Source organism: Capnocytophaga sputigena (assembly GCF_900446695.1).
Lineage (GTDB): Bacteria > Bacteroidota > Bacteroidia > Flavobacteriales > Flavobacteriaceae > Capnocytophaga > Capnocytophaga sputigena.
In genome coordinates, this window is sequence record NZ_UAVP01000011.1 from 19144 (window position 1) to 44110 (window position 24967).

The following is a 24967-nucleotide window of genomic DNA, read 5'->3' on the forward strand; positions in this document are numbered from 1 at the left end:
CATAAGAGGTACTTTACTTTTGTTCATATTCAGTATCCCATTCATTAGCATCAGTTCCCTTGTGTCCATCCATTTTGATAAGGAAGTTTTTAGCGGGGAAATAAGGTTTCATATGAATGTCTAAATAGATTCTGTCTTTTTGTTTAGGGTCTTGTTCAAATCGTCTTATCTCGAAATTCTCAATAAGGTTTTTAGGACCTGTAATGCTATCCAAGAATTGGACAATTTGGTTCATAATATCCTTACGAGTAGTCGCTGTAAAATTCTCAAAAGCTCTACGGTTAAGGAAATCCATTAGTACTTTGGTCACATAGTCGAACACACGTACCACAGAATACGTTTGTAGTCCTAAGTTATCTCCATTGAACAATGTTTTGCCTGAGAAAGCCATTACTTTTCCGTATTCATTTACCATAGGAATAAGTCCTAAACTTTCTAAGTTGGCTATTTCGCTTTTCTTCAAGTCGAAACGTACACCTTCTACTTCGTTGATACCTCCAAATTTCTTTCCTGCAGTTACCTGAGACATCAATGTTTTGTAGATTTTTCCAGCTAAAGCAGCGGAAGGAGGGACAAACAAATCGGTTGTTTCGCCTATTTCATTGAAACGGCCTCTACCTACTAGCCAGTTGCAGGTCATTAGTACATTGGCACGATACACATCGCCACCTGTGAGGTTTGCTTCGTCGAACATCTCCATTACATCATCGGGTTCGTCCAAGTGTTCAAAGTCAGTAACAAGCATTACTTTATTTTCGTGAGCGATTTTTGCCCATTTTTCGACTACCATATTAGAGCCTAAATAACCTGGAATCACTAACAACCCATAGTTATTTCTAAGGTCTAAACGGTCGTAGTTATCAGAAAGTTCGGCGTGTATGGTATCAATAAAACGCGTGTTATCAAGGTCTTTGAGTTGCTCTAAGGAAGCGTTCATCACTGTAACGTTTTTGATTTTGTCTTCCTCAGTATTTTTGTAAAACAAAGCTATAGTTCGATAGTTTGTTTCTAACTCACGAGTAGCCTCTACAGCATTGTATAAGTTTTTAGAAAGCAACTCTTCTGCTGATTTTTGTTGGTCTTCACAATGTGCTACCATTTCAACCAAAGAATCACTTTGTTTTAAGACACTTGCCCAAAGTTCTAATGTTTTCTTTAGGGTATCTCTTTCTTTTTGCTTGCTACTTTCGGTAAGGAATATCTTTCTACGAGCATTCCTATCAGGATTTACATTTTGTACATTCTCTATGGATGCTTCTAACAAATCAAAACCTCCATAACGCACTAATTTATCTAATGACTTTTCTAATGAAATAGGTGATTTCTTAACAGATTCCTGTGCTTGTGATGCTGTATTTGCTGTTTCTATTTTATTTGACATTGTTTCAAATATTTAATTGTAATATTGGGAAATTAACTCAACTCAGCTATTAGAGCTTCTAAAGTGTCCTGTAGGGCTTTTTTAGCATCAGGATCTTCCAAGGCTGCTTTAAGGAGTTTGTTTGTTTTGAGTTGTTTGATTATTTTCTGATATTGGTCTTTTTCAGTAGCCAATCCCGTGAGGAAAGCGCTTTGGGCTGTAATTCCTTTGGTACCAAAATCTCCCAAGTTTTTAAAGGTCAATTCTTCTACTTTGGTAGCTCCTTCACTGTCTTCAAAATCTACTTTCATAGTAGGCTTGAAGTGCTCGAATACCTTGTCTAAGGTATTGAGACCTTCCACTAATTCGGGTTTTACGGGGTTTTCTGCACTGAGCTTTTGAGCTATCAATGTGCGATTAGGAGCTATCTCTAAAATAGCTTCACTAGCGTCTATAGGCACTTCGTTGCCTCCTATTCCTTTGTTTGTTAGCATTGAATGATGTTTTTAAATTTTTATCAAACTTGATTACGCGACAAATGTAGTTAAAATTGAAATACAAAGCAAATTTTCATTCAAATATTTTTCAAATTATTTTTGAAATGTATTTTAATCTATTGTAAAACAAGTGAATATAAAAAATGTTTTTAGGTAAAAAAATAGAAAAGCACCTAAAGAAGATGCTTTTTTTGATATATTTCTGTAAAAGAAATGTATAGTTTTACACGGTGATGTTGAATTACTTCTCAAAAATCCTATAGGGATAAATATTTGTAGAGGCTTTTTCTAATTTAATCAAGAAACTATCCTTTAAGTATTCCCATTCTGTTTCACTTACTTCTACCTCTTTATTTTTATTTAGGTAAATATCTATAGTTCTTTTAAAGCCTCCTTTTAGTGAGACCTCTTTTTTAGTGCCTTTTTGTACCTCTAATCCTTTGATTGTGTGCTTGAAATGGCTTTTGGCAAAGGTTTTTACATCGGCAATGGTAACAATTCTACCTCGTGAAAGCAATGCATTGCGATATTCTAAAATTTTATCGGAAGTAGTAAGTCCGCGTCTACCTCCAAAGGAAGGTTTTACAACAATAGCTTTGCTAATGGCTGTTTTGTTTTCACTATCACAAACTAATGAGATACCTGTTTTTATATCATTTCCTTCTTCTGCGGCTGTATGCCAATAGGAAATAGTAAAATTCATATCCATTTCTTTATTATTAGAAGAGAATATTAGATATGGATTGGGATTTAGTGATAGATTTTTTTCTTTTATATTTTGATAGATAGAGGCTAAGTTTTGACCTATTTGTTTGAGTTCTTCTTCGATAGCGAAATCATTTCCTATAGCTGAAAAAGAAGCGGTTTCCTCTCTAATAAGACCTAAGAGGTGTTGCAGGTGTTCTAAGGCATTTCTTTCGTCAAAGCGAGCTACGCCTCCTCGTCTTAACACGATGGAAATATTATCATCTGATAAATAATTCTTTACATCATATCTTTTTTTGTAGTTATCAGATATATAATCTATATCTAAGAAGGAATCTTCTCCAGTAATAGGGTAAATAGTAAGCTGTCCTTTGATACGTTTGTAATCTTCGGTATTACGTATATTGATAGCAGGCACACAATTTAGAGCAATACGTACATTTTCTAGGACTTTAGGAGTAATGACTTCATAAAATTTGAACTGTAACCATATAATATCTTTCTCTGTAATAAACTTATGATCGAGGAAGTAGTTTTCTAATAAAGTAGTTGCTACCGATTTTTCTTCTTCTGTTTTAGGATAAATAGTACCTTTTAGAGTAAAGAAATTTGCTTGATAGAATTGATTTACTTCGTTGTATATAGCATCTATACCTGTGTAATTCTTAGAGATAATGTTTTCGTATTCAATACTATTAGTAGGTGTGTTATATCCTTCTACCAATTCATATTCTTTGCCCTCTGAAAAGACTTTTACTTGTTGAAGGTAATAGGTAAAAAACTCTTTTTGCTCTTTGTTATTTACATCTATGTAAAAACACAAATCTTCTAATTTTTCTACTCCTGGAGCGTGTATTCCTATCCAAAACTCACCTGAAGGGATATTCCTCTCTGAGCGAGCTATCTCTTCCTGATAGAAAAAACTTTCTTGCTGGAGCACTTTATTGCCATAGAGCAAATATTTTACCTGAGCAGTGGTAAGTTTCATTTCTAAAGTAGGACTGAAATAGATGTCTTTTGTATTTACCTGAGTTGGGTCGTATATATTTTGAGTTTTTTTGATAGCCTTGAAATGATTATAACGAGAGAGCTGGACGTTATTTTCTACAGGGGTGAGTTGTAACAATGTTTGAGAAGGTACCACTCCTACTATTTGATTGGGGAAAATAATCTCAAGGATTCGATCTGTAATTCGTGCGCGGGAATTTTCTTGTTCAAAGCGCAATTTTTCAAGTTCTGAAGCACAAGCTGAAAGAAGCAATTCTAAAACTGGGTCGAAAGCACTTTCGGACTCTAACTCACTATAGCCCCACATTCGTGAAGCTCTTTTTATCATTCTATTTTTTATTTGTTCCTGATTCATCTATAATTATGTGATTTATAGTGTATAATTATGCTAAAATATTAATAAGACAAGGGGCTTACAAAAAAAGAAAAATCATAAACAAAAGGGCGATTGGTTTCTAAAACAATGGCTCTTACAGATACTAATACTTTTTTCTTTATTCGCTTTTTGTTTATTTCTCCTAAGTTTTGTTCTGAAATTTTTATTTCTATATCTTGTAGAAAAATTCGTTTTTCGTGTTGAATGATACTATTTTTTAAACTTTTGGCGACAAAAACTTTTAGCTCGTCATCGCTTTTGAGAAGGTCAAAATCAGTATCCCATAATTCACAACCATAGGTTTCATCGAACTTACATTCTCCAAAAACAGTTGTCATCAAGGTGAAAATTGATTGAGAGATAGAATCTTCTAAAGCTATTTTAGCAAGGTCTTGTTTTTTCATTAGACCTCCAAAATCAATAGGGAGTTTGTAATATATTCCTTTCATACAGTTTGTTGTGGGTATTTGATTATTCTACTTTGTATTGTTTAAGTTCCGATAATATATTTTATACCCTTTGATCTCAAAACGATGTTTTTGTTTTTTAAAGAATTCAATAGCTTCTTTGCGTTGAGCATCAAGAGTAGCTTGTCCGTTGCAGGCAATGGTAATAAAGGCTACAATAAGAATAATTAATACTTTTTTCATTTTAGGCATTTCTTTTATCGGGTTCTACTAAAAAGGAGTGATTGTTGCGTCTCCTATTTACGCGATTGATGTAATACTCGGCATTCTGGGCGATGTATTGCTGTTCTTTTTGGAAAATGTTTTTGCAATACTGCTGGTATTGTTCTTCACTTCCACTGCTTTTAGCGTATTGCTTGTCGCTGGTTACTTTTAGATTTTTTGTTACTTCTGAAATTCCCCTACCATTATGCGCCCACCACTCTCGGGAGAATCTCCTCGAAAGAATATGCCTTCGGTTACCAAAAATTCATCTTTATAAAAGCCAAAAGTACTTTGTAAGATAGAAAAACCTTTTACATTATGTGTTTTCCAAGTTTTGCCATAATCATAAGAAAAACGAATTTCGGGAGAGGTACCTAAGGCTGAATAGTCGCAAATAAAATTGTTGTATCTGTAATGTTTTTGCCTATTGTCCTTATTGATAACATACAACAACTCTTCATCTAAATTATAAATCTTTTCTTCATACTTTTCCTCATCATCTTCATTCTTTACTTGCTGTAATGTTAGCGGACTATCAGCCTCATCTATAGGTAAAAAGTAATCATATTTATTTTTGAGTTTCTTATATAACTTCTCTTGTTGAGAGATGACATTGTAAATATACAAATCATTGTTTTTCATATAAATCAAATCTCCATTCTGATTGATAGGATAAGTAGGTATATTTTTAATTGCTTTGGGTATTTCATACATTTTGCTTCGGTTTGATATATCCATTACATATTCATTTTCTTTGTTGCTATACATAATATATCTGCCGTCAAAAATACCATACCATATACTCAAATCATTATCACACTCATCTATTTTTTCCACCTTAAGTGTTTTATTGTTAAATAGATAAATAAAATGATGCTCTCCCGAAGTCTCTATAATGCAGTAGTTCTCAGTTTTGTAAAAACTATCAAAGTAATTTCCTTCTAAGAGGATTTCCTTATAGGTTTTACCTTTGTCGGTAGAGACAAAAAGCACCGCTTGTTTTTCCAAAATTTCAGGATCAAAAGCTCGCAAATCTTTTTCTGCTCCCAATAAAATAGTTTGGCTGTTGATTACTGCAATGCCATTTATCTCAATAGCTGCCCCTGCATTAAAATAACCTTCATATACTTTTTGCTTATACAAATCCATAAAGTTGTATTGGGCAGTCCATTTCATATTGTCGTCTTTGGGTGTGAACATAGAACAAGAGGTTAGGAATTTAGCTATGAGTAAAAATAATAATGGTTTTGTAACAAATTTCTGTGGCATATTTTTAGTCTAAGGGGTGGGAGTTATGACATTTCTATTTGTAAAAAATTAATTATCATCTATTTTTTCTATTATTTGTGGGTTATCTGGATTTTTAATCTCATAAATACCTTTTTTGAAAGGAATTGTTATACTTATATTGTATTTTTCTCTTTTAAATGGATAAAAAATAAAATTAATAATCATTTTTTCCTCCTTGTTATTGGTAATAAGTATCCTATCAAATATTGTATTATCGTAATTTGTCCTTCCTAATAGAATACAAATCTTATCTTGTTTTATAAAAATATCTTTTTCAGGAGTTTTTTCTATTTTTATATTAGACTCATCTGAACTTTTTTTATATCTATTAATTTTACGATTTTTTGTAAATTCTACACTATATCCTAAATTAGAATAAAGTTTATCCGCTTTCTTATAAAAAAGAATTACATCGTTTTTATTGTCCAACACTTCGATTTCTAAATTAATTAAGGAATATTTAAAACTCGGTTGTGCTTCTATTTTCAAACTTATGATTAAAAAGAAAAGAATATATTTAATTTGTTGCATTTTCAAAAATTTTAATTATTATTTCAAAAATTTTCTTGTACTCCATACTGTCAGAGATATGGATATGTCCAATACTTTTTATTTTATTCATTCCCTTTTCATCTCTTTTTCGGGTTGCTCGATACATTATTTCATTGGACAAGTAATCTCCACCAGATCCTTCTATAGACTTCCCTTTAATATCATTAATTGTAAAATATTTACTTGTCGTATTAGTTTTTCCTTCTTTATTAGGATGAAATATTTTTAATCCATTATCATCTATGATTGATTGATCAAAAAACACTATATTTTTATCGGGAGCTAAATCTCCTCGTAATATTTTCTCAATCGGTAAAGAGGTTTCATAGAACTCTTTTCCATTAGGAATTTGCTTAAATCTTGAACTATCCCAATCAGTAGCTTCCATTTCAAAATACTTCAATGTTTCTATTGGGATATTAGAGGTGTCTCCAATACACATATTATCAAAATACCCTCCCCTAAATTTACAAGCAAATCTTTCAATATCAAAATTTTCATCATTCCTACTCATTGTTATCATTATATCAAAACTGTTTATGTTTTTTTCTACTAAATTCTCTACAATACAATTATCAAAATCTTCATATCTTACAGGAACTATCGCTGCTTGAATATAGGCTTTTCCTATCGTTTTCCCGTGAAAATATAAAACGGTAATTCCAGAAGGATTTTGAGTATTAATATCTGCACCTAATTTATTAAATTTAAACTGATTAAGTACAAATGGGTCAAACCCAGTTATCAATATTTTTTTTGTTCCTTTAGGAGCTTTTGAAAAATCAATTCCTGTATAATTTCGGCTTTTCTCTTCAAAAGTAGTGATTATTTTCTCCAAATTAGTATTTTTCTTCACTATACTTTTCTCAAAATCAATATCATTTTTAAACAAATAATGCCGTTTTAGAGCTACTTGCATTTTATTTCTTGCCCAATACAAGGGGCGATCGTCTAAATTACCTTTCTGTACTCCTATAATGGCTGCTTCCCAAAGTTTTTTAGCTTCTTTCTCTACTTGTTCCTTTATATCTTCAATAGTTAGGTTGCTATTTTCTAAATAATTAGTGAAATTTTCAACAATATTTTTTATTTGGAATTCTTTATTATCAATAAATTCATTCTCATAGTTCTCTTTTATATCCTTATTTCCGTTATTACTTTTAGCAAACAACCCCACTAATTCCTCATAATTTCTATGATAAGTGTAAGGTATAAGCTCATTGTTATCTGCACTCATAGGGTGTCTTTGTATTTTAATTTCCACCTCAAAAGCTTGATATTGTTTTACTTCTGTTATGTATTTTTCATAGATATAGTTCTCTTTAGACTCATCATAACAAGATATAGGAATAGAAAGAAGTGTTGTTTTTATTTTGTTTTCTTTAAGTTGCCCCTCAAAACTAATCTTTGTATCTTTTAGAGTGATTGTCATTGGAGTGTCATCAGGAATGTTCTCAGTGATTACTTCTATATAAAAAGGTTCCCCATAACAGAGGTTATGTGTTTTGCCATTTTTGAGAATTTCCTTGCCATCAGAAGTAAAAAAAATGACTTCCTTTATACAAGGAGGATTATTATTTGCTAACAGAGGCATCCCTGTAGTATCTATATTTTCAGGAATATTTATTTGTCCTGAGTCTATGAACTCTATTTTACCACTTTCAATAGGAGCATTGGCTGGAGACATCTTACCTGTGCTTACAATAGTAGATTTCTTTATTAGAGCTACATTACCCTGAAACTTAGCATCTCCCATATCTTGCCACTGAGTCAGTGTCAAGAGCTGAAAGCCATCTTCAAAAGTAAAGTTCAAAGGGGCATTTTCTATCTGAGTTCCTACGGTTTTACTTTGAATGGTAGGGGTGTCACTTAGCACTTTAAATGTTCCTATATGAGGACCAAATTTTACTTTTGCCCCATTAATAACAAAAAGCTGGTCTTCTTGAGCTTTATCTTCTTTTTCTTGCTCTTCTTCAATAGCTTCCATTCTTTTTTGGTTACGCTGAGCTACAACTTGAGAAGCTCGTTCCTCTTGTTGTTCTGGAGTTGCTTTACCAATGGTAATGATTTCAGCCTCTTCACGCTCCTTTTCTTGACGCTTTTTATTATTCTTCTCTAAATTTTCTATGTATTTTTGTTGTTTATTTCCAAAGAACCAAGCCATAACAATGAGTATTTTAAATTTGTGTTGTTATTTATTTCATTTACAATAGATTCTATAAGAATACTATAACTCATCACTGACGAACTCTCTCGCATTGAAAACGACCCCGAATTAGCCCATCTGATTAGAAAAGAAGAGGGAGTATAGGGGGAAAGATTCTTAAAAAATAGTTTAGGATAGTATTTGTTTTCCTATTTCAGTAAAAATTCTCCAGTAACAATGTAATGTTTAATTTTATGTCCTTCTATAGTTCTAAATTTCTCTTCCACTTCAAGTGTAGGTTTACAGACCATTCTTATATTATAAGCCTTATGAGTAGTAGCAATTTTTTTCTTTTCATAAGACCAATTTGACTTATAGGTTTTATCAGCAATAATGCTATCATTTTTAAAGAAATAAGAGGTTGTTTGATACCACTCCTTATAAGGTGCCCGTTCTTTGGTTAAAGTGTATAATACACTATCTACCAACTTGAAATCTGCATACGACCACAATTCTATAGGTTGCTTTATCCTGACTAAAGTATCACCTATGATATCCATAAAGCGATTATTGATTGTAAACTTGTTACGATACATTTCTCCATCATCTGAGAACAGTACCAAATTCATCTCTCCATAGTTGTAAAAATAAACTTTGTTTATTTTTACATATGGATTTTTTAGTAATTTTTGTCGTTCCTGTTCTTGAAGATATTCAAAATGGTCTTCATAGTACCTTGAAAATACTTTTACGGTATCAGGATCTATTCCGCGAGATATTAGATAATTCATAAATCTAACATTTTTGCGATCTTCTTTTCCTGTTCTACAACAAACAAAAAGCAGCAGGAGTATAAAACTTATTGTATAAACAATCTTATTTTTCATTTTCTTAAATTTTGTTGATTTAAATAAATATCTTGCGCTTGTTTTGCATTGAAATATTCTTTTACTCTTTCCCAATCTATTTTATTGTTTTTATTGTAGATAGAAAATAACCAATGAAAAGTAGGATTAGGTACTCGTTCATTTCCATTCGTTTTAAAAGGTCTTTTCCAAAAAGGATATTTATATTTTGTTTTGTCTGTAATTTCCTGACTTAAATTGTAATCATTTAAGTCTCTTCTATAAGTTCTCATTTTTTTTGCATAATCGGCTTTAGCTTTCTCAAAATCTTCTTCTTTTATATAATCACTTCTCAAAGGTCTTTTAGGTTCCTGAGGTTTTTTTTCAGGCCAAGTAATTGCATTATGCATATTATTGCTTGGCCAAAAACAGCCATAACCAAAAACATCATTATTACCCAACACCTTGCCATAATCATCCGTCATAGTAAAAGTTTCTTGCCCTCTGTTTAGGGTTAACTCGAACAGATTTTGTAGGTCATAGTTCTGTCCATCAATCATTACATCTTTATTCAAAGGTCTTTTATTACTTGATTTTCCATAATACAAATCAAAGGCATAAGAGAAATTTAAATTTTCTCTTAATTTAAATTTTATATTAGCACCAGCTGACCAATTTTGATCAGAATTTATCCCCAAAAATGGGATTTTACAGACATCATTATATGAAGCTATTATAAAATTTCCAGCTTTAATAGCTGCTCCACCTAATATTTGATGACGATGATTATGGTCATGAGTATTATATTCATCTTTTATAAGATTTCCTTCTTCATCGAAGTTTTTAGAAACATCACCTGTACTTAATACTCCTGTTACTCCTAATGAAAAAGCATATTTATATGGGTTATAAACTCCTGTCCCCGTATACTGATTAAATAAATTTAAAGAGCAGGAATTCCCTGTCTTTGAGCCTATAGTAAGAGAGGGACTTGCACTTAGTGTTGCTAATTGAGGACTAAGATCTGATGTACCAGGAGTGCCTTGATAAAGTGTTGTGGCAAGATTTAATCCTATCATAACACTAGTTGGTCCTATCAATGGCACTTTAAGATCTTTAGCCACTTCTTTTTGTAATCCTGCATATACTGTAAAAGAGCAAGCAGGAGTTCCATTTCCTTTCCAAGCCATTGAAAATTTAAATCCAATATTAGGTAATATAGGAGTCTCTGGTGGGGGAGGCGTAGGATAGCTTAATATCGTTGGAAAAGTACTATCACCTTGACGAGGCTCTGAAGAAGGTATTTCTGTCATCATGTCATCATAAACAGAACTTTCAATAGAGCAGTCTTGGAGTATCTCTTCAGGAACCTCTAAACAGATATTTAGTGTATGTATCTCTTTTTGGGGTGTTGTGAGTTTTGCAATTGGGATATTACAAGTATTCCCAAAACCATCAAAACGCAGAAATTCATACTCAAACAAATCTAAGATAGTAGTATCATCTATTAAATTTTCTACAACCCCTTCTATATATTTAGCATAACATTCTCCTAAAACTGTAATAAGTTGAATTTTTCGATCGTTATCTTTTTCAATATCAGCCAGTTGTTTCTCAGATATTTGTATTTTCTCAGAAAAGGAATCATATTTTCCCCATTTGTCAGAAAATAAATCTTTGACAACCTCTATTTCAGGATTTTTAATTTGATTTTCAATAACTTTTTTATAAAATTTATATACGTAGCTATCTGGTTCATCGATATTTGACATTACCTCTTTAGCTACTTCTAATAAGTGATTATGAAAATAATTGCTTTCAAGAGAATATTCACTTTTTTCAATAGTTTGGTTAAATAAAGGCAAGGGCATTCCTGTAGTATCTATATTTTCAGGAACATTTATTTGTCCTGAGTTTATGAACTCTATTTTACCACTTTCAATAGGAGCATTGGCTGGAGACATCTTACCTGTGCTTACAATAGTAGATTTTTTAATAAGAGCTAAGTTATCTTGGTATTTGGCTGTTCCAACCTCTTGCCACTGCGTTAGGGTCAATAGCTGAAATCCATCCATAAATGTAAAGTTGGCAGGGCTTTTTTCTATTTCAGTACCTACAGTTTTACTTTGGATGGTAGGGGTGTCACTTAGCACTTTAAATGTTCCTATATGAGGACCAAATTTTACCTTGGCTCCATTAATAACAAAAAGCTGGTCTTCTTGAGCTTTATCTTCTTTTTCTTGCTCTTCTTCAATAGCTTCCATTCTTTTTTGGTTACGCTGAGCTACAACTTGAGAAGCTCGTTCCTCTTGTTGTTCTGGAGTTGCTTTACCAATGGTAATGATTTCAGCCTCTTGACGCTTTTTATTATTCTTCTCTAAATTGTCTATGTATTTTTGTTGTTTATTTCCAAAGAACCAAGCCATAACAATGAGTATTTTAAATTTGTGTTGTTGTTTATTTCATTTACAATAGATTCTATAAGAATACTATTTCTATATTCAAGAAGGTCTTCACCATTGCGAATTACTTTGTTTTCCTCTTTGGGATGTCCATTAAAAAGTAATCCTAACATATTATTTTGATTAAGGAAAGTAATAAAACTTTGTTCATCTTCTAGTAGGTTAGTAATAGAAGTGCAATAGTTCTCTATTTCATAACCTTTATGAATGGTAGTAATAGATAGTTGTATTTTTTTCCATTTGATTTTAATAGCAGAAAGATTGAATACTTTAGCTATTCTATTTTCTTCATTGGTACCTACTTCCAAATAATTGAAAGTAGAGGCTATTTTTCGCAATAAAGTATTCAGTGTATTTTCTTCAGGAAATAGATACTTTATAGTCATTACTTGGTAATAAGCTAAATTTGCTTTTTTACCTAAATACCAAATCTCTATAAGACGTTTATAAGTATTCTCTTGAGCATAAGGTGTATTATAATCCTTATTTACAATACTTTCTATGAGATATTTTTCATTTTTCATCTCTAATATTCTTTGCGTATTCTATCAGGAGTTGGATCCATACCAAACCAATCTCTATTAGCTGACCAATGGAGGTATTTGTTACGTAATATTCTTAAAACATCTTGTGTTTCAAAGATTGGGTTTCTTTTATTTACTTCTTGTAAAACTTTTGGGTAATCAATCTTTGGCTCACTATCGAAAGTAACCGTTTTTTTATATGTACCTCCTTCTAAAAGCATCATATTTTGATCTTTTTCTTTTTTCTTTTCCTGTTCTTTTTTTCTTTTGCTTTTAATCTCATTAATTACTTTTTCCCCTTCTTCCTGAAGTAGTTTTTTTACTTTTTCATCTGGTAGAAAGCGCCATTCTTTTTCCTCTTCTGATCTTTCCTCTTCTTTTTTATTCTCATCTCTAAAAACATATTTTCTCAAACGCTCTTTAGCGTCTATGAGTTTTTTATCTTGAGGGTCTGAAATAGGATAATCAGTAACAACATTTTTACTAATTACATTTGCGTAGCTATTCCCTAAAATATCATTAAAAAACTGTTGCATAAAATGTAGAGGAATATAACTATATTCTTTTCGTAAAAAACGTGTCCCTGAAAGCTTGAAAAAGGGGATATTTAATTGTTCCCTTGTATACCAATGTTTGGCTATCAAATCCTCACGAAGTGTATCTAAGCCAGAATTATAATTACTGTTATCTATCTCATCAACATACTCAGTACCTGTTTCGTACGCTCCCCCAATATCGCAATGGACTCCTGGAAAAACTTTTTCTATATAATTACAATTACTTTCTTGTGGACGCAATTTGGTTAAGGAGAAATTTTCGCGATGTTCATCCATTGCTGTAAAATGAACTGCTTTTCCAAAATTTCCGATATTATTTAGTTGCAATTGTTTTACATCATCCTTAAAATAATCTTTAAGGTAAGAGGCTTGTTCTATACCTTTTATTTTTAGAGAAATACCCTTTATATTTCCAAATTCTTCATAGGAAGAAACTGTGTCATAAATCCCTACAAATCGTATCTCTAAGCTTATCTTATCTAATATTTTAGGATTTATTCCTTCTTTTAATAGATAATATCCTAAATAGCCATATTTAGGCCATTTACCTTCCTCAAAGAAATCTATATTTACTCTTACATTATCCTTGTCATAATAAAAATAAGCATACTCATTATAACCATAACGATTACCCTCATTATATAGTCTTCTCCCTGTCTTTTCAAATCTTTTATCTAATTTAGTATCCTCTTCTCTCTTGTTAGAAATATTTATTTCATAAAGAAAATTGCGTGCCGCTGCTGCCCCACGACTAAAACCAAAGACATCTAAAGTAACCTTAATAACCTCATCTGTTTCTTCGGGTAATTTCTCTTTAATTTTCATACCCAATTCATAACAACCTCTACGTACTTTTCCTCTGATACCTGTATCTCCTGAACCAAACTGAAAACCTGCATCTATATCTTTTTGCCAATTGAGAGTACCAATGCCTTCTATATAGATGGCATAGGTCTCATTACAACACGCCCACATACGGGCTACATTGGTATAATCGTTCATCAGACTGTTATCAACCCCTTGTTTATCAGCCAACGATCTCTTATCAGCATTGTAATAACCGACGATTTCTTTTAATATTTCAGGGACTTCTGAACCTGCTTGCTTTTCTTTTTCAAGTGTTTGTTCTAATGTCTTAATATCTTTAAAATCCAATCCTAAATGCCATTTGTCAGCATTTGTAAGTTCGTCATTTTCAAAACGTTCTCTTCTTTTTTTTATTAACTCTTCTTTTTGCGTCACTGTATTAACATTATCAGAAGGAAGAATTTTGAGATCTTCTTGATTAAGCATTTTTAGGCGCAAATCGGTATTATCTTTATTATTGAGAGTGCCATCAAAAAATAATCCAAACTCTAAGTGAATTGTTCCAAAGTTGGTTTCTTGGTAAGTTCCTGAGTTGTATACAAATGTTTGTGCCATAATTAAGTTTCTTTTTTTAATCCAAAGGAGTGGGGGTTATGACATTTCTATCGGAAAGTTTATAAAATTTTAATTCTTTAGGTTCTAAAAAAGTTTGTTTGCCATTGTCACCTATCAATTGAAAGGTAAGGTTCGTGTTGGCTCGATTTACCCGAATATCTAAATGAGCCGTTACTTTATTGGCTTCTTTTCCAAAGACTTCTTGATAAGCTGTTAGTACTGCTTCCCAATCAAACCAAACTTTTGCTAAATATTTTTGTCCGCTTTCAGCTTTGTAAGAGATGACTAATTCTTTAAACAAGGGACGTTTTTGAATAGGTTCTTCTAAATAGAAGAAATCTTTTTTGCCCATATAGGAAGCAAAATCAGTATACAAGGTAGTGCCTGCCTCTCCATTCCAATATCTCACCCTAACATCACCTATTTTTCCATTGGGAATTTCATAGATAGGGAACCATTGGTATTGATGGTCTCTATAGCTATCCCATAAGCCAAAGGGGATAGGTTTGTTTTTATTGGCTTCGCGTACTACTTTAGGAATTGTTAAATCACTATTTAAAACCTCTTCTCTATCCTCTTTGCTAAATATAAGGCGTTCGTGGCTATCTAACCCAGGAGGCTCTTTCAATTCTATTTTTTCGGCTTGGTATTTTCCTATTTCAGTAGTTTTTTTATAGCCTCTACCTGCCCATAGCACTACTACACCCCCAGGGGCTACCCCTACTACTATAGTATTATAGGTTGTATGTCTTACTTCTCCATTAGGAACTCTTTCTTTATAGCCTTCTCTGAAAAGTTTTTCTATCTTTTTATAATCAATAGTTGTTTTGAGCCTATAAAAACAATCTTCTTTATAGGACAGCCATACCATATCTACACTTGAAGGCAAGTATGCCATTGAATGGCTTTCATACCCCAAGGCATTACCCCAATCGGGTTCTTCTTTTTTAGTGTACAACTCTCTTACAATGGGTCTTCCACCTACCATAGCGGCATAAAAACGTATAGGGTAACCTATGGGGGTATTCACCGCTACGCCCCAATCGTATTGTGGTTCATTCATATTCTTATTATTGTTGTTATGGTTTTGACAGCTAGCGAATTGCAGAGTTAAGAGTAAAAATAATAATGGTTTTATTACAAATTTCTGTGGCATATTTTTTAGTCTAAAGGGGTGGGGGTTATAAAATTTTTATCGGAAAGCTTATAAAATTTTAATTCTTTAGGTTCTAAAAAAGTTTGTTCACCATTATCGCCTATCAATTGAAAGGTGAGGTAGGTATTAGCGCGATTTACGCGAATATCTAAGTGAGCCGTTACTTGAGCGGCTTCTTTTCGAAAGACTTTTTGATAAGCAGTTACTACTGCTTCCCAATCAAACCAAACTTTTGCTAAATATTTTTGTCCGCTTTCAGCTTTGTAAGAGATAACTAATTCTTTAAACAAGGGACGTTTTTGAATAGGTTCTTCTAAATAGAAGAAATCTTCTTTACCCATATAGGAAGCGAAATCAGTATACAAGGTAGTGCCTGCTTCTCCATTCCAATAGCGATAGTCTACATCACCTATTTTTCCATCAGGAATTTCATAGACAGGGAACCATTGGTATTGATGGTATCTATAACTATCCCATAAGCCAAAGGGGATAGGTTTGTTTTTATTGGCTTCACGTACCGCTTTAGGAATTGTTAAGTCACTATTTAAAACCTCTTCTCTATCCTCTTTACTAAAAATGAGACGTTCGTGACTATCTAACCCAGGTGGCTCTTTCAAATCTATTTTTTCAGCTTGGTATCTTCCTATTTCTGTAAGAGGAAAATAACCATACCCCACCCATAACACTACTACGCCACCAGGGGCAATACCCACTACTATAGTATCATAGGTTTTATGTCTTACTTCTCCATTAGGGACTCTTTGATTAAAACCTTCTCTAAAAAGTTTCTCTACCTTTTCGTAATCAATAGCGGTTTTGAGCCTATAGAAGCAATCTTCTTTATAGGACAGCCATACCATATCTACGCTTTTAGGTAGTTTGTCCATTGAAGTGCTTTCATAACCAAAAGCATTTCCCCAATCGGGTTCTTCTTTTTTAGTGTATAACTCTCTTACAATGGGAGTTCCTCCCACCATAGCGGCATAAAAACGTATAGGGTAGCCTATGGGAGTATTCACCGCTATGCCCCATTCATATTCTTGTTCATTCATATTCTTATTATTGCTATTATGATTTTGACAGCTAGCGAGCTGCAGGGTTAAGAGTAAAAATAATAATATCTTTTTCATAACTATCCTTTATTGACCATAGCATCTTTTTTACCTAACACCTTAGAAACACCCGCACTCTGTATGGTAATATTTCCTTTCTTTGCTGTATGGGTAGTCTCTGCTGTGTTTTCTACTAAATTACCTTCAATATCTATTGTTTTAGCTCCTTGTACTGTCTGTTTATAGTCCTTAGATCTAAAACTATGATTATTAACAATTTCTACACTATTGTTATTTTGTACTGTAGTGAACATATCGTTCCCTACTTCCATAATACAATTAGTTCCCGCCTTGATATTTACATTTTCTCCCGCTGTAAAACTAATATTCTTAGGAGCACTTACATTGATATTTCCTTGTCCATCCATTAGGTAAGTATTACCACTAGGGTCTTCTATAAATACACTACCTTCCCCATCATTGAGAATGATTTTAGTACCTGAACGGGTGTGTATCACTTTCTTGTCGTTGCCTGAGGTATGGTATTTACTAAATTCCTTGCCGTTGTAGTTACTGCCTATTACATAAGGGCGTTCGGCATTTTGGTCTTCAAAATCAACTAATACTTCTTCGCCTACTTCGGGGATGAAGTAAAAGCCTTTGTCGGCTCCTGCGTGGGGTTGTACTACACGTATCCAAGGGGTTTGGGTTTTGTATTTTTCTTGCCAGATAAACTGTACGCGCACGCGCCCTAAGCCCTTAGGGTCGTTGTTATCGGTAACTCGGGCTATTTGCTGTTCGGCTCGTGGGAGGGCTTCTTCATCGTAATAGTAAGCGATATACACATCGGGGATGGCGATAAACTCGTTGTAGTAGTCTTGACCTGATTGATAGTGCTTGATGTCTATCACTCGGTAGGTTTCCATTGGTTTACCATTGATGTCTTTGAGTTTTACAAAGCCCCCTATGCGCACGTGGGGGTTGCGACTTTTGCCTCGTACTTGCATCAGCTGTTCTCGGCTTTCTTTCTCACGGCGTACTACATCTTTTAAATAATCACCTCTAAACTGTTCGGGTATAGCTACATAAGGCATCTCGGGCACTTTGGTAAAGACTTTGTTTGAGGCTTTGATAGCTGCAAACTGAAAAGGATTTACCTTGTCCTGCAAGTGTACTTCTTGGGTCTTTTTTTGTTCGGTACCTGCTGTTTCGGCATCATAGGACAAATAGGTGAAGTTTTGAGGTTTGATCACTAGTTCAAACTCTACATCGATCATATCATCTCCTTCAAAAAGCTCTACTGTGTTCTGTGCTTCGTTGCTGAAAATGAGCTGGGTGCCATTGTAGTAGAAAAACTCGCCATAACGGCGGGCTAACCTACTGATAAAGTGATAATCGGATTCTTTGTATTGTACCACATAAGGAATTTTATACTTGGTATTGATCATTCCTTCGGTATTTACCTTGGCTTCTTGGGGGTATTCAGTGGTGGCTTCGGCGATGATTTCAGGAAGGGTTTTGTTCTCATACGACTGACAGTCTTTACCATTTTCTAAAATGATACTTGGTGCATAGCCAGAGATATAGAGCCTGCCGTGTCCGCCACCTTCGTCTTTGCGGTTGCGGATATTGGCTATAATTCCTTTGAAAGATTGTACAATACTTCCGTGATGATGGAAATGAATAGTAATGTTCTCTCCTAAAAGATCTTTGGAATTTTTCATCACTTGCCCTGTGAAGTCGTCGATAGCTGTATCATTGACCACAATGGTAAATTCGTCGTGGGCATTGGTGTGCTGTGAAAGTTGTAAAGAAAAAGTGGCAGTGTCTAAAAATCCTTTACCATTGAGAGAAAGGGTAATCATCACTACAGGATTATCTTTATCTTTCAAAAAATCTTGAAAACTTTTCACCGAAGCAAATTTTGCAAAGGTTTTGGGGTCGTTCACACGACCTGGTACAGATGAGGTGTTGTTGTTATTATTTTTCATTGCTAGTTAGCTTTTGTATTGCTGCGGACAAATGTACGGAAGTTTTTTTGAAAAAACAAGTTTTTGAATAAAAAAATCTTTTGAATTTTAGAAGATTAGGAGTTTACAAATAAATGAGTTTTTGAACTTTTCCTTTGCTATCAAAAGAGAATTCTTTGGCTATTTTTGTGCGTTTGACAACTTGCAATGTTACTTTAGGGGTGAGCTTTAGCATCTTTTCTCGATAGGAAATATCTCCTATAAAACTTTGTCCTTCATTACTATCTACTATGATAAAGTAACTATCTATATCTGTAGGTTTTGCAAAGTTTTCTAAGCTCCCTGCATAGATAAGGAGTTTCTTATCTCCACTTTGAAATTGATAGGACAAAGAATTGTTGGACAATTTGCGATAACGCGATAGTTCGAAACTCTCTATACTGTCTTTTTCGGGTTCAAAGGCTATGTTTTCATACAGGAAAGAGGTTTTATCAAAGCGTTTGATACCTAAGAATGAAAAAAAGCTCTTTTGGGTAGTTTCTTTTTTAAAGGCAAGGAAGTCACGAGTTACTTGGAAAGTTTTTATTTCTTCAGTTTTGTCGTCTGTAACCGTAAGTTTGTAGGTAGGAAGTTCTACCCAATGGTCGTCTATTTTTAGTTGAACGCTTCCTATGGGTTGTTCTGAGATGAGGATACTAATGGTATGTTTTTGAAAATGGGTATCAGTACGTACCACTACTTTATTTTCGTTTCTATCTTCCCATTTTTCTGAGAGAAAGCGGTCTTCATATTGTAGTGTTAGTTTTATTTCGGGTAGTGGCATAGTATTTTTTTTGTTATTTCAACTGTTTATACCTTCTTAGACATTGTATTAGGGTAATGATATCATCACTTTGTTTAGGACTTATCAAAAACTCATAGTTTTTATGATAGGTATAAATACTGACTTTGGTTATTTCTTTAAAAATAATCTCATCTATTTCTTTGGCATTTAGCTTATGCGCAAAAGCTCCTTCACAATTGATGGGAAATTGATTTTTTAGGGTTATCTTTTCTCCTGAAGCAAAGAACATATCAAAATCTTCTTCTTTTTTTAAGCAAACAGATTCGTCTAATATTTTGACATATAGGAATAAATCTTTTCCTCTTCTGCCAAACTGAAACACTCCATAAGTGAGTGTATCTTTATTAGCACGCAGATATAAAGGTTGTGCACTTGCAAAATGTCTTCCTTTTAGTTTTTTATGACCTTGTACTATCTTGCAATTGATAGTAACAGGCTCTTTGGGGTTCTTTGAGATGATTTGCAAGCTATCTTGCTTTTTTTCTTCTTGAGCAAAAGTAATAGAAGAAAAGCATATAAAACTTATGAATGAAAGTAAATATATTTTTAACATATCCAATTTGTCTTTTTATAGTTACTTTATTCCTGTTGGTATAGTTGTTTGCAAACTTCTAAATCTACTTTCATCTTATCATATTCCTCTTTTAAGGTTTTGTTGATAGTACTAAGGCTATCTAAGGTTTTTTGATTGATGGTAAGTTGTTTTATTTGTTTCTTAGCATCAATGAGCTCTTTGTATACCAAGATAGTATTGTTGTACATATTTTTATTTCTAAGAGAGTCTTTAGGGATTTGCTTGTACATATCGGCAAGGATAGAAAGGGCTAATTTCTCGTTGAAAAAATCGTTTTTATAGCCCCCTTGAGGTGTTCCTATAGAATCTACAGCCACTTTTACTTTTTCTAACTGAAAAGAAAAGCCATCTTGAAATTTCATTTCTCGTTGTATGCGAGCATTTTCTTGTTTGAGCAAATCATTTTCCTTGAAAGGGAAGTAGATATTGACAATGAGTGCTAAAATTATAACAAATACAGCAAGAGCGAAAAATAACACGAAAAAGCCTAATGCTTTTGTGCGTTCTTTTTGATTTAATATTTCCATATAGGTTTATTTTTTGTTGTTAATTTCTATTAATCGGCTAAGAAAGTCTTGCTTCTCTCAGGTTGTAGAGAGCTTTTTTCATTTGTGATTTCAGATACGAAAATGCTGCCATCACGTTTCTTACCAATGAAGTCTAAGCGGTTTAGAATAGCGAATAAATCTTCTAAGGTTTTCATAAAACGTTCTACTTTCACCACAGAGTCTCCTATTTGATTGTGGTTGTATTCTGTATTGATTACCTCAGAGAAGACTGTTTCAAACTCTCCTTGACTTACATTACACCAATCGGCAAAGTAATTGAGCAATTCCTCTTTACCCACTCCTGAACGAGCATCGATAAAGTTCTTAAGCACTCTTGCAAAACCTACTACTGACACTAACATTTCGGCAGGGGTACTGTAGAGAGTAAGCCAACGAAAATGATTGATTTCAGTAGCTAAGTAGTAGAGCATTCTATCGGTCATTTGCTCTATGATAGTAGCTAATTTATTGGTCTGGTTTTTAGTATGTATTTTTTGAGCGATTTGGATAGCATAAATTTCCATCTGACCATAGAAACGGTCGATTTCGTTGTATAACTGCTGTAGTTTTTGATGAGAAGCTACCAGTACACAAGGTGGTATATAAGAACTATCAAGATTGGTATTACCACCACTTACCCATATTTTTCCTACAATGAGATAATGCCCTCCTACGCCCATATCTTTTCTAAGTTCCTCTTCCTTCACTAAAGAAAGGTAATACTCAGGTTCGGTATAAGGGTCGCGTGGTGGGTTCTCCTCAGGGTCAGGGTCTCCACAAGGGACACGCTTGAATGGATTGACAGAAATACAAGCTAATAACGCAACCTCATCTTCTTTTATCTCTTTGATAATTTCGGGATATGAAAAAGAGAGCGTACTCTGTTCCGTGTTAGAACTGATGTCTATTCGAGAGCCATTAGGAGTAATTGCGTGGCATTCTTCTATACGGAGTCGGAGGTTTTTATGGGTGTCTACTGACAGATTCATTCTCAGTGGGTCATTGACGGGCAACAATCCATAGGTAAGCATTGAGGTATGTACCCCTATAGCATCGCGCACCGAATCGATGACGAAGTTTTGAATATCTATAAAATACCTTTTATTGATTTTCATTCCATCAATAAAGTTCACTGGCAAATGGGTGAGTTTTTCTGTCATTGTTATTCTATTTATTTTATATCTGTTGAGTTATTATCTTAAGTAAAGTGAGGCTAATAAGCTTGAACTCGTTCATTGTCCTTTTCTTTACTGTATTCAAAATCTGTTTCTTGGTCACTATTATTGATTGCGGTGTCGGAAACGAGTGTTCGCATACAAATGATGTAGCTATTCTCTTCTATTCCATTCATATATAGGGTAAACTTAGGGTCTATATATTTAGTGGATTCGTACCATTTAGGTTGTTTGAAGAATACCCAATTATAAAAGCCTTCTTCATTTTGTATCTCGATAGGGGCATCGGCAAAACGCTCGTTGTAATCTTCTACAAAATTGTAGAACAAGCGCCCGAAATCTATTCGGGTAGGACCTTTGGCACGATATAAAGTGTAGTCTTTATCATTTTCTTCTTTTTTTATCATTAGTGTGAATACTACTAAATCGCGCATCTCATCATCGCTCACTCCTACTAATTCTTTGTAGTTTTCGGGGAATTGCCAAGTGGTGTAGATTTTAGGTGGTATCTTTAGAGAATGATTGAAGCTCGCATTTACTAAAGTAGGTATGAAAAAGACTATAAAATTGCCCATCATTAGGGGCATATAGTACATTCCGTTTAAAAAAGTGTAAATTAACAAAAAAGGTACTGCGGCATATAGCACGACTAATAAGGCAAAAAATAGTTCTTTGAACACATCGTCCTCCAGTTTGAATTTGTTGAAAAACAAACGATAAAAATAACAATGAAAGAAGCCAAGTGTTAAGGTGCAAATTTGATAGAAGACAAATTCACTTAGGGTTTTCCCTTCAAAGAGGCGGCTATATCCTAAAAAGGCAATGACTGAGTACACCAATACTGTTAAGAACAGATAGATGTAGATATTGGTTTTATACTGTTTGAACTCAGGTACTTTCTTTGAAAAAATGATGGTAATAGCTATACACATAGCTACTAAAAACAATAATATTACCAATAGACGAGGGTCGAACAAATTGATAAAGTAATTTTTTAACTCTTTCATATACAAGTGTTATAACCTAAAATAGGGTCGTTGTTTTCTTTTAATTCAAATTGGCTTTCTTCTTCTGAGAGCAATACACTTAACTGGATTTCCACTTCTAATGGAAAAAAATGCTCACAGAACATTATAACGAATTTTTCTTTATTGCCCCCAAGAATGTAATCGGTAAAAGCAGAATGCTTTAAAGGACCTATCTCAAGGGTTAGGTGTTTAGTATAATCTTCATAGGCTGTACCTGTGATCATATCTACTCCTAAGTAGATGTCTTCTCCCAAGCAAAAACCTTGTGATTCATCAGAATAAGTAGCAAACTCTTTTTCTTTAATATGTACTTCTTCTCCTAAAAGTTTTGAGAGTATTTGCACTGTAAGAGGAATATTGCCTACTATTTTGTAGCTATAAGGTAACAACCTTATGAATTTAGAGACTAAGAAAGTAGGAAAATCTTTTGAAATGCCCCAAAGTTCATAGAATAATGTAGAAATTTCGTTGGCATTAAGCTCTTTAAAGCTATCTTGTTCAAAGGATTCTATTTCTACTCCTAACTTAAAAATCTCATTCTCAAAAGGACTAAAAAAGGTACGAGCTGCTTTTTCTTCTTGTTTCCTTTCTCTGTAATCTTTGAGCATCGTTTCTACTCCCTTGCCTTGAGTTTCATTCTTGGTATGATGAGCGACACTTTCGGGGAGTATATCGTACAAACTATCGCGAGAAAGGCTTACCTCTATCAATTGGGTAGGATCGTAGTTGAAATCAGTAAGTTTTGCACTTAGTACATCGGCGCGATAACCGCGTACAAACTGCCCTTGGTGTTTTACTATATATTCGTTGTCAGAGATAATTCCTTTGTCTAACAAATGGTTTAATAGCACTTCTGCCCTTATATCATAAGGTAAGTGATTTATCTCATTTATAACTCCTATTAGGTGTTCCATTTTGATAGTTTTTCAACGTTGCAAATGTACAAAAAAAATACAAAAGCGCAAATTTTTGTTTTTATTCTATTTCGTGTTGTTCGTTATGTCCTTTATGGGTAACAGATATTTTACCACCTACAGCACACTGGCAGGTGCTTTTCTCTGTGAGGATTTTTAAATCGTTGATGGTATCTTTCTCAGCTGTTTGTTCCCATTTTGTAGGAGCAGGCATACAAGGCAAATAACCACTTGACGTAGGCTTTAGCTTGCACTGACCAAAAGGCATTATATTCACATTAGCTTGTTTGTCGTCCTCAGTAGCCATAGCTTTACCCTCAATAGTTACAAAATCTTGACTTGTAACATTGAGTTTACTCGTTGCAGTACCTTGATTGCAACTGAGTTCTGCAGTATTAGTGATGATTTGTGGCATAACTCATATATTTTAACTAAACAATCGCTCCTACCAACTTTTTCCTTTATTTTTCTGATAGCGTTGCCATTGTTCTTCCTCATAGGCTTTCCATTCTTCTTCGGTATATGAAATACCATTGACTTTCCGCCTTGTGTCTGGGGTTTGATACTTTTTGCCATTTTCATCTATCCAATGAAGATATTTATTTTCTTCAGGAGGAAGTTTATCTATCTTATTAGGAACAATAGTTTTAAGCACATTTATTGCAGGAGCGTTTTCTTTTGTATACAAAACAAGATGACACAGTATCTCACCTGTATTACCATCTATACGCAAAAAATGATTATTTCTCCAAAAACTTGTATTAGTTTCTACTTGCCAATAATTTCTATTTTGGTATACTCTTTTTTTGATAGAAGAAATGAATATTTCTACTTCATCTTCTATATTGTCATATAAATAATTAATCACATCTTCATAACTAAAATTCCATCCCTTATCGTGTTCAATGGTTTTGATAAGGGTAGCATTACTATCATAGCGATACTCTTTGCCAAGAAAGATATCTACGGGACGTGTTAAAAGGCATTTTCTTTTTATCTTCAATGTTTTTGCATCATATACCTTAAATATACAATAACTTGAATTATTAAAATATTTTTCGTAAGTATAATCATTTCCATAACCTCCTTCTATTTGTATTTTCCCTGAAGAGGTTTTCTTTTCATAAACATCTTTATCAATATTATCTGGATCTTTGATTAAATAATCCTTATATTCTTCTAAATGAAGAATATCAAATCCACTATCTATTGTTGGGCGATTGTTCTTATCCATTTTTTTATCAATTTTTAACTCATAAATATTTTGTGCATTACTAAGGTTTACCAATAG

At 33.4% G+C, this 24967-nt stretch carries 23 protein-coding genes; all 23 read right to left on the reverse strand.

What is annotated here, in order from left to right; translation table 11 throughout:
* Nucleotides 1–13: 13 nt before the first annotated feature.
* The 23 genes from DR017_RS12165 to DR017_RS12275 all read right to left on the reverse strand — a co-directional run bounded on the left by DR017_RS12165 (nt 14) and on the right by DR017_RS12275 (nt 24910).
* Nucleotides 14–1381: a DUF5458 family protein gene (locus DR017_RS12165; RefSeq protein WP_002682304.1), complete on the reverse strand. Its 1368-nt coding sequence runs from the start codon at nt 1379–1381 to the stop codon at nt 14–16.
* A gap of 32 nt (nt 1382–1413) precedes the next feature.
* Entirely contained in the window at nt 1414–1854 is a 441-nt protein-coding gene (locus DR017_RS12170) for a hypothetical protein (RefSeq protein ID WP_002682314.1), read from the reverse strand.
* Between the two features lie 244 nt (nt 1855–2098).
* Nucleotides 2099–3925: a type VI secretion system baseplate subunit TssF gene (locus DR017_RS12175; protein ID WP_002682302.1), complete on the reverse strand. Its 1827-nt coding sequence runs from the start codon at nt 3923–3925 to the stop codon at nt 2099–2101.
* A 41-nt stretch (nt 3926–3966) separates the two neighbouring features.
* A complete protein-coding gene (locus DR017_RS12180) occupies nt 3967–4395 on the reverse strand; it encodes a GPW/gp25 family protein (RefSeq protein ID WP_002682310.1) in 429 nt (142 codons plus the stop codon).
* Nucleotides 4396–4422: 27 nt separating this feature from the next.
* On the reverse strand, nt 4423–4596 hold the full coding sequence (locus tag DR017_RS14130; RefSeq protein WP_157753333.1) for a hypothetical protein: 174 nt from the start codon (nt 4594–4596) through the stop codon (nt 4423–4425).
* Nucleotides 4597–4797: 201 nt separating this feature from the next.
* Nucleotides 4798–5817, reverse strand: coding sequence for a hypothetical protein (locus DR017_RS12190; RefSeq protein ID WP_232755727.1), 1020 nt, complete (start codon nt 5815–5817; stop codon nt 4798–4800).
* 117 nt (nt 5818–5934) lie between these two features.
* Nucleotides 5935–6438, reverse strand: a complete 504-nt coding sequence (locus DR017_RS12195) for a hypothetical protein (RefSeq protein WP_002682193.1) — start codon at nt 6436–6438, stop codon at nt 5935–5937.
* On the reverse strand, nt 6425–8623 hold the full coding sequence (locus tag DR017_RS14435) for a PA0049 C-terminal domain-containing protein (protein ID WP_002682191.1): 2199 nt from the start codon (nt 8621–8623) through the stop codon (nt 6425–6427). The genes DR017_RS12195 and DR017_RS14435 overlap by 14 nt, the downstream gene beginning before the upstream one ends.
* A 191-nt stretch (nt 8624–8814) precedes the next feature.
* Nucleotides 8815–9492 carry a hypothetical protein gene (locus DR017_RS12205; protein ID WP_002682195.1) on the reverse strand — a complete coding sequence of 226 codons (678 nt, stop codon included), beginning with the start codon at nt 9490–9492 and terminating at the stop codon, nt 8815–8817.
* A complete protein-coding gene (locus tag DR017_RS14440; protein ID WP_002682203.1) occupies nt 9489–11876 on the reverse strand; it encodes a polymorphic toxin type 23 domain-containing protein in 2388 nt (795 codons plus the stop codon). Before DR017_RS14440 ends, DR017_RS12205 begins: the two co-directional genes overlap by 4 nt.
* Nucleotides 11837–12436 (reverse strand): hypothetical protein, encoded by a 600-nt coding sequence (locus DR017_RS12215; protein WP_002682187.1) that lies wholly within the window; start codon nt 12434–12436, stop codon nt 11837–11839. Before DR017_RS12215 ends, DR017_RS14440 begins: the two co-directional genes overlap by 40 nt.
* Before the next feature lie 2 nt (nt 12437–12438).
* Nucleotides 12439–14415, reverse strand: coding sequence for a phospholipase effector Tle1 domain-containing protein (locus tag DR017_RS12220; RefSeq protein WP_002682190.1), 1977 nt, complete (start codon nt 14413–14415; stop codon nt 12439–12441).
* Nucleotides 14416–14431: 16 nt separating this feature from the next.
* Nucleotides 14432–15571, reverse strand: a complete 1140-nt coding sequence (locus DR017_RS12225; protein WP_002682201.1) for a DUF2931 family protein — start codon at nt 15569–15571, stop codon at nt 14432–14434.
* A gap of 5 nt (nt 15572–15576) precedes the next feature.
* The gene (locus DR017_RS12230) at nt 15577–16701 is read right to left on the reverse strand and encodes a DUF2931 family protein (RefSeq protein ID WP_040362006.1); all 1125 of its coding nucleotides are present in this window, start codon (nt 16699–16701) and stop codon (nt 15577–15579) included.
* Between the two features lie 2 nt (nt 16702–16703).
* Nucleotides 16704–18614: a type VI secretion system Vgr family protein gene (locus tag DR017_RS12235; RefSeq protein WP_095909085.1), complete on the reverse strand. Its 1911-nt coding sequence runs from the start codon at nt 18612–18614 to the stop codon at nt 16704–16706.
* 103 nt (nt 18615–18717) lie between these two features.
* Nucleotides 18718–19416 carry a hypothetical protein gene (locus DR017_RS12240; RefSeq protein WP_002678110.1) on the reverse strand — a complete coding sequence of 233 codons (699 nt, stop codon included), beginning with the start codon at nt 19414–19416 and terminating at the stop codon, nt 18718–18720.
* Between the two features lie 13 nt (nt 19417–19429).
* Nucleotides 19430–19990, reverse strand: a complete 561-nt coding sequence (locus DR017_RS12245) for a hypothetical protein (RefSeq protein WP_002678166.1) — start codon at nt 19988–19990, stop codon at nt 19430–19432.
* Between the two features lie 26 nt (nt 19991–20016).
* The gene (tssO, locus tag DR017_RS12250; protein ID WP_002678041.1) at nt 20017–20538 is read right to left on the reverse strand and encodes a type VI secretion system TssO; all 522 of its coding nucleotides are present in this window, start codon (nt 20536–20538) and stop codon (nt 20017–20019) included.
* 29 nt (nt 20539–20567) lie between these two features.
* The gene (locus DR017_RS12255; RefSeq protein ID WP_002678295.1) at nt 20568–21719 is read right to left on the reverse strand and encodes a hypothetical protein; all 1152 of its coding nucleotides are present in this window, start codon (nt 21717–21719) and stop codon (nt 20568–20570) included.
* A gap of 53 nt (nt 21720–21772) precedes the next feature.
* Complete coding sequence (locus tag DR017_RS12260) at nt 21773–22741, reverse strand: TssN family type VI secretion system protein (RefSeq protein ID WP_002678128.1); 969 nt, start codon at nt 22739–22741, stop codon at nt 21773–21775.
* Nucleotides 22738–23676: a type VI secretion system baseplate subunit TssG gene (locus DR017_RS12265; RefSeq protein ID WP_002678196.1), complete on the reverse strand. Its 939-nt coding sequence runs from the start codon at nt 23674–23676 to the stop codon at nt 22738–22740. The genes DR017_RS12260 and DR017_RS12265 overlap by 4 nt, the downstream gene beginning before the upstream one ends.
* Nucleotides 23677–23737: 61 nt before the next feature.
* A complete protein-coding gene (locus DR017_RS12270; RefSeq protein ID WP_002678173.1) occupies nt 23738–24091 on the reverse strand; it encodes a DUF4280 domain-containing protein in 354 nt (117 codons plus the stop codon).
* Between the two features lie 30 nt (nt 24092–24121).
* Nucleotides 24122–24910 (reverse strand): hypothetical protein, encoded by a 789-nt coding sequence (locus tag DR017_RS12275; RefSeq protein WP_174888850.1) that lies wholly within the window; start codon nt 24908–24910, stop codon nt 24122–24124.
* Nucleotides 24911–24967 lie beyond the last annotated feature (57 nt).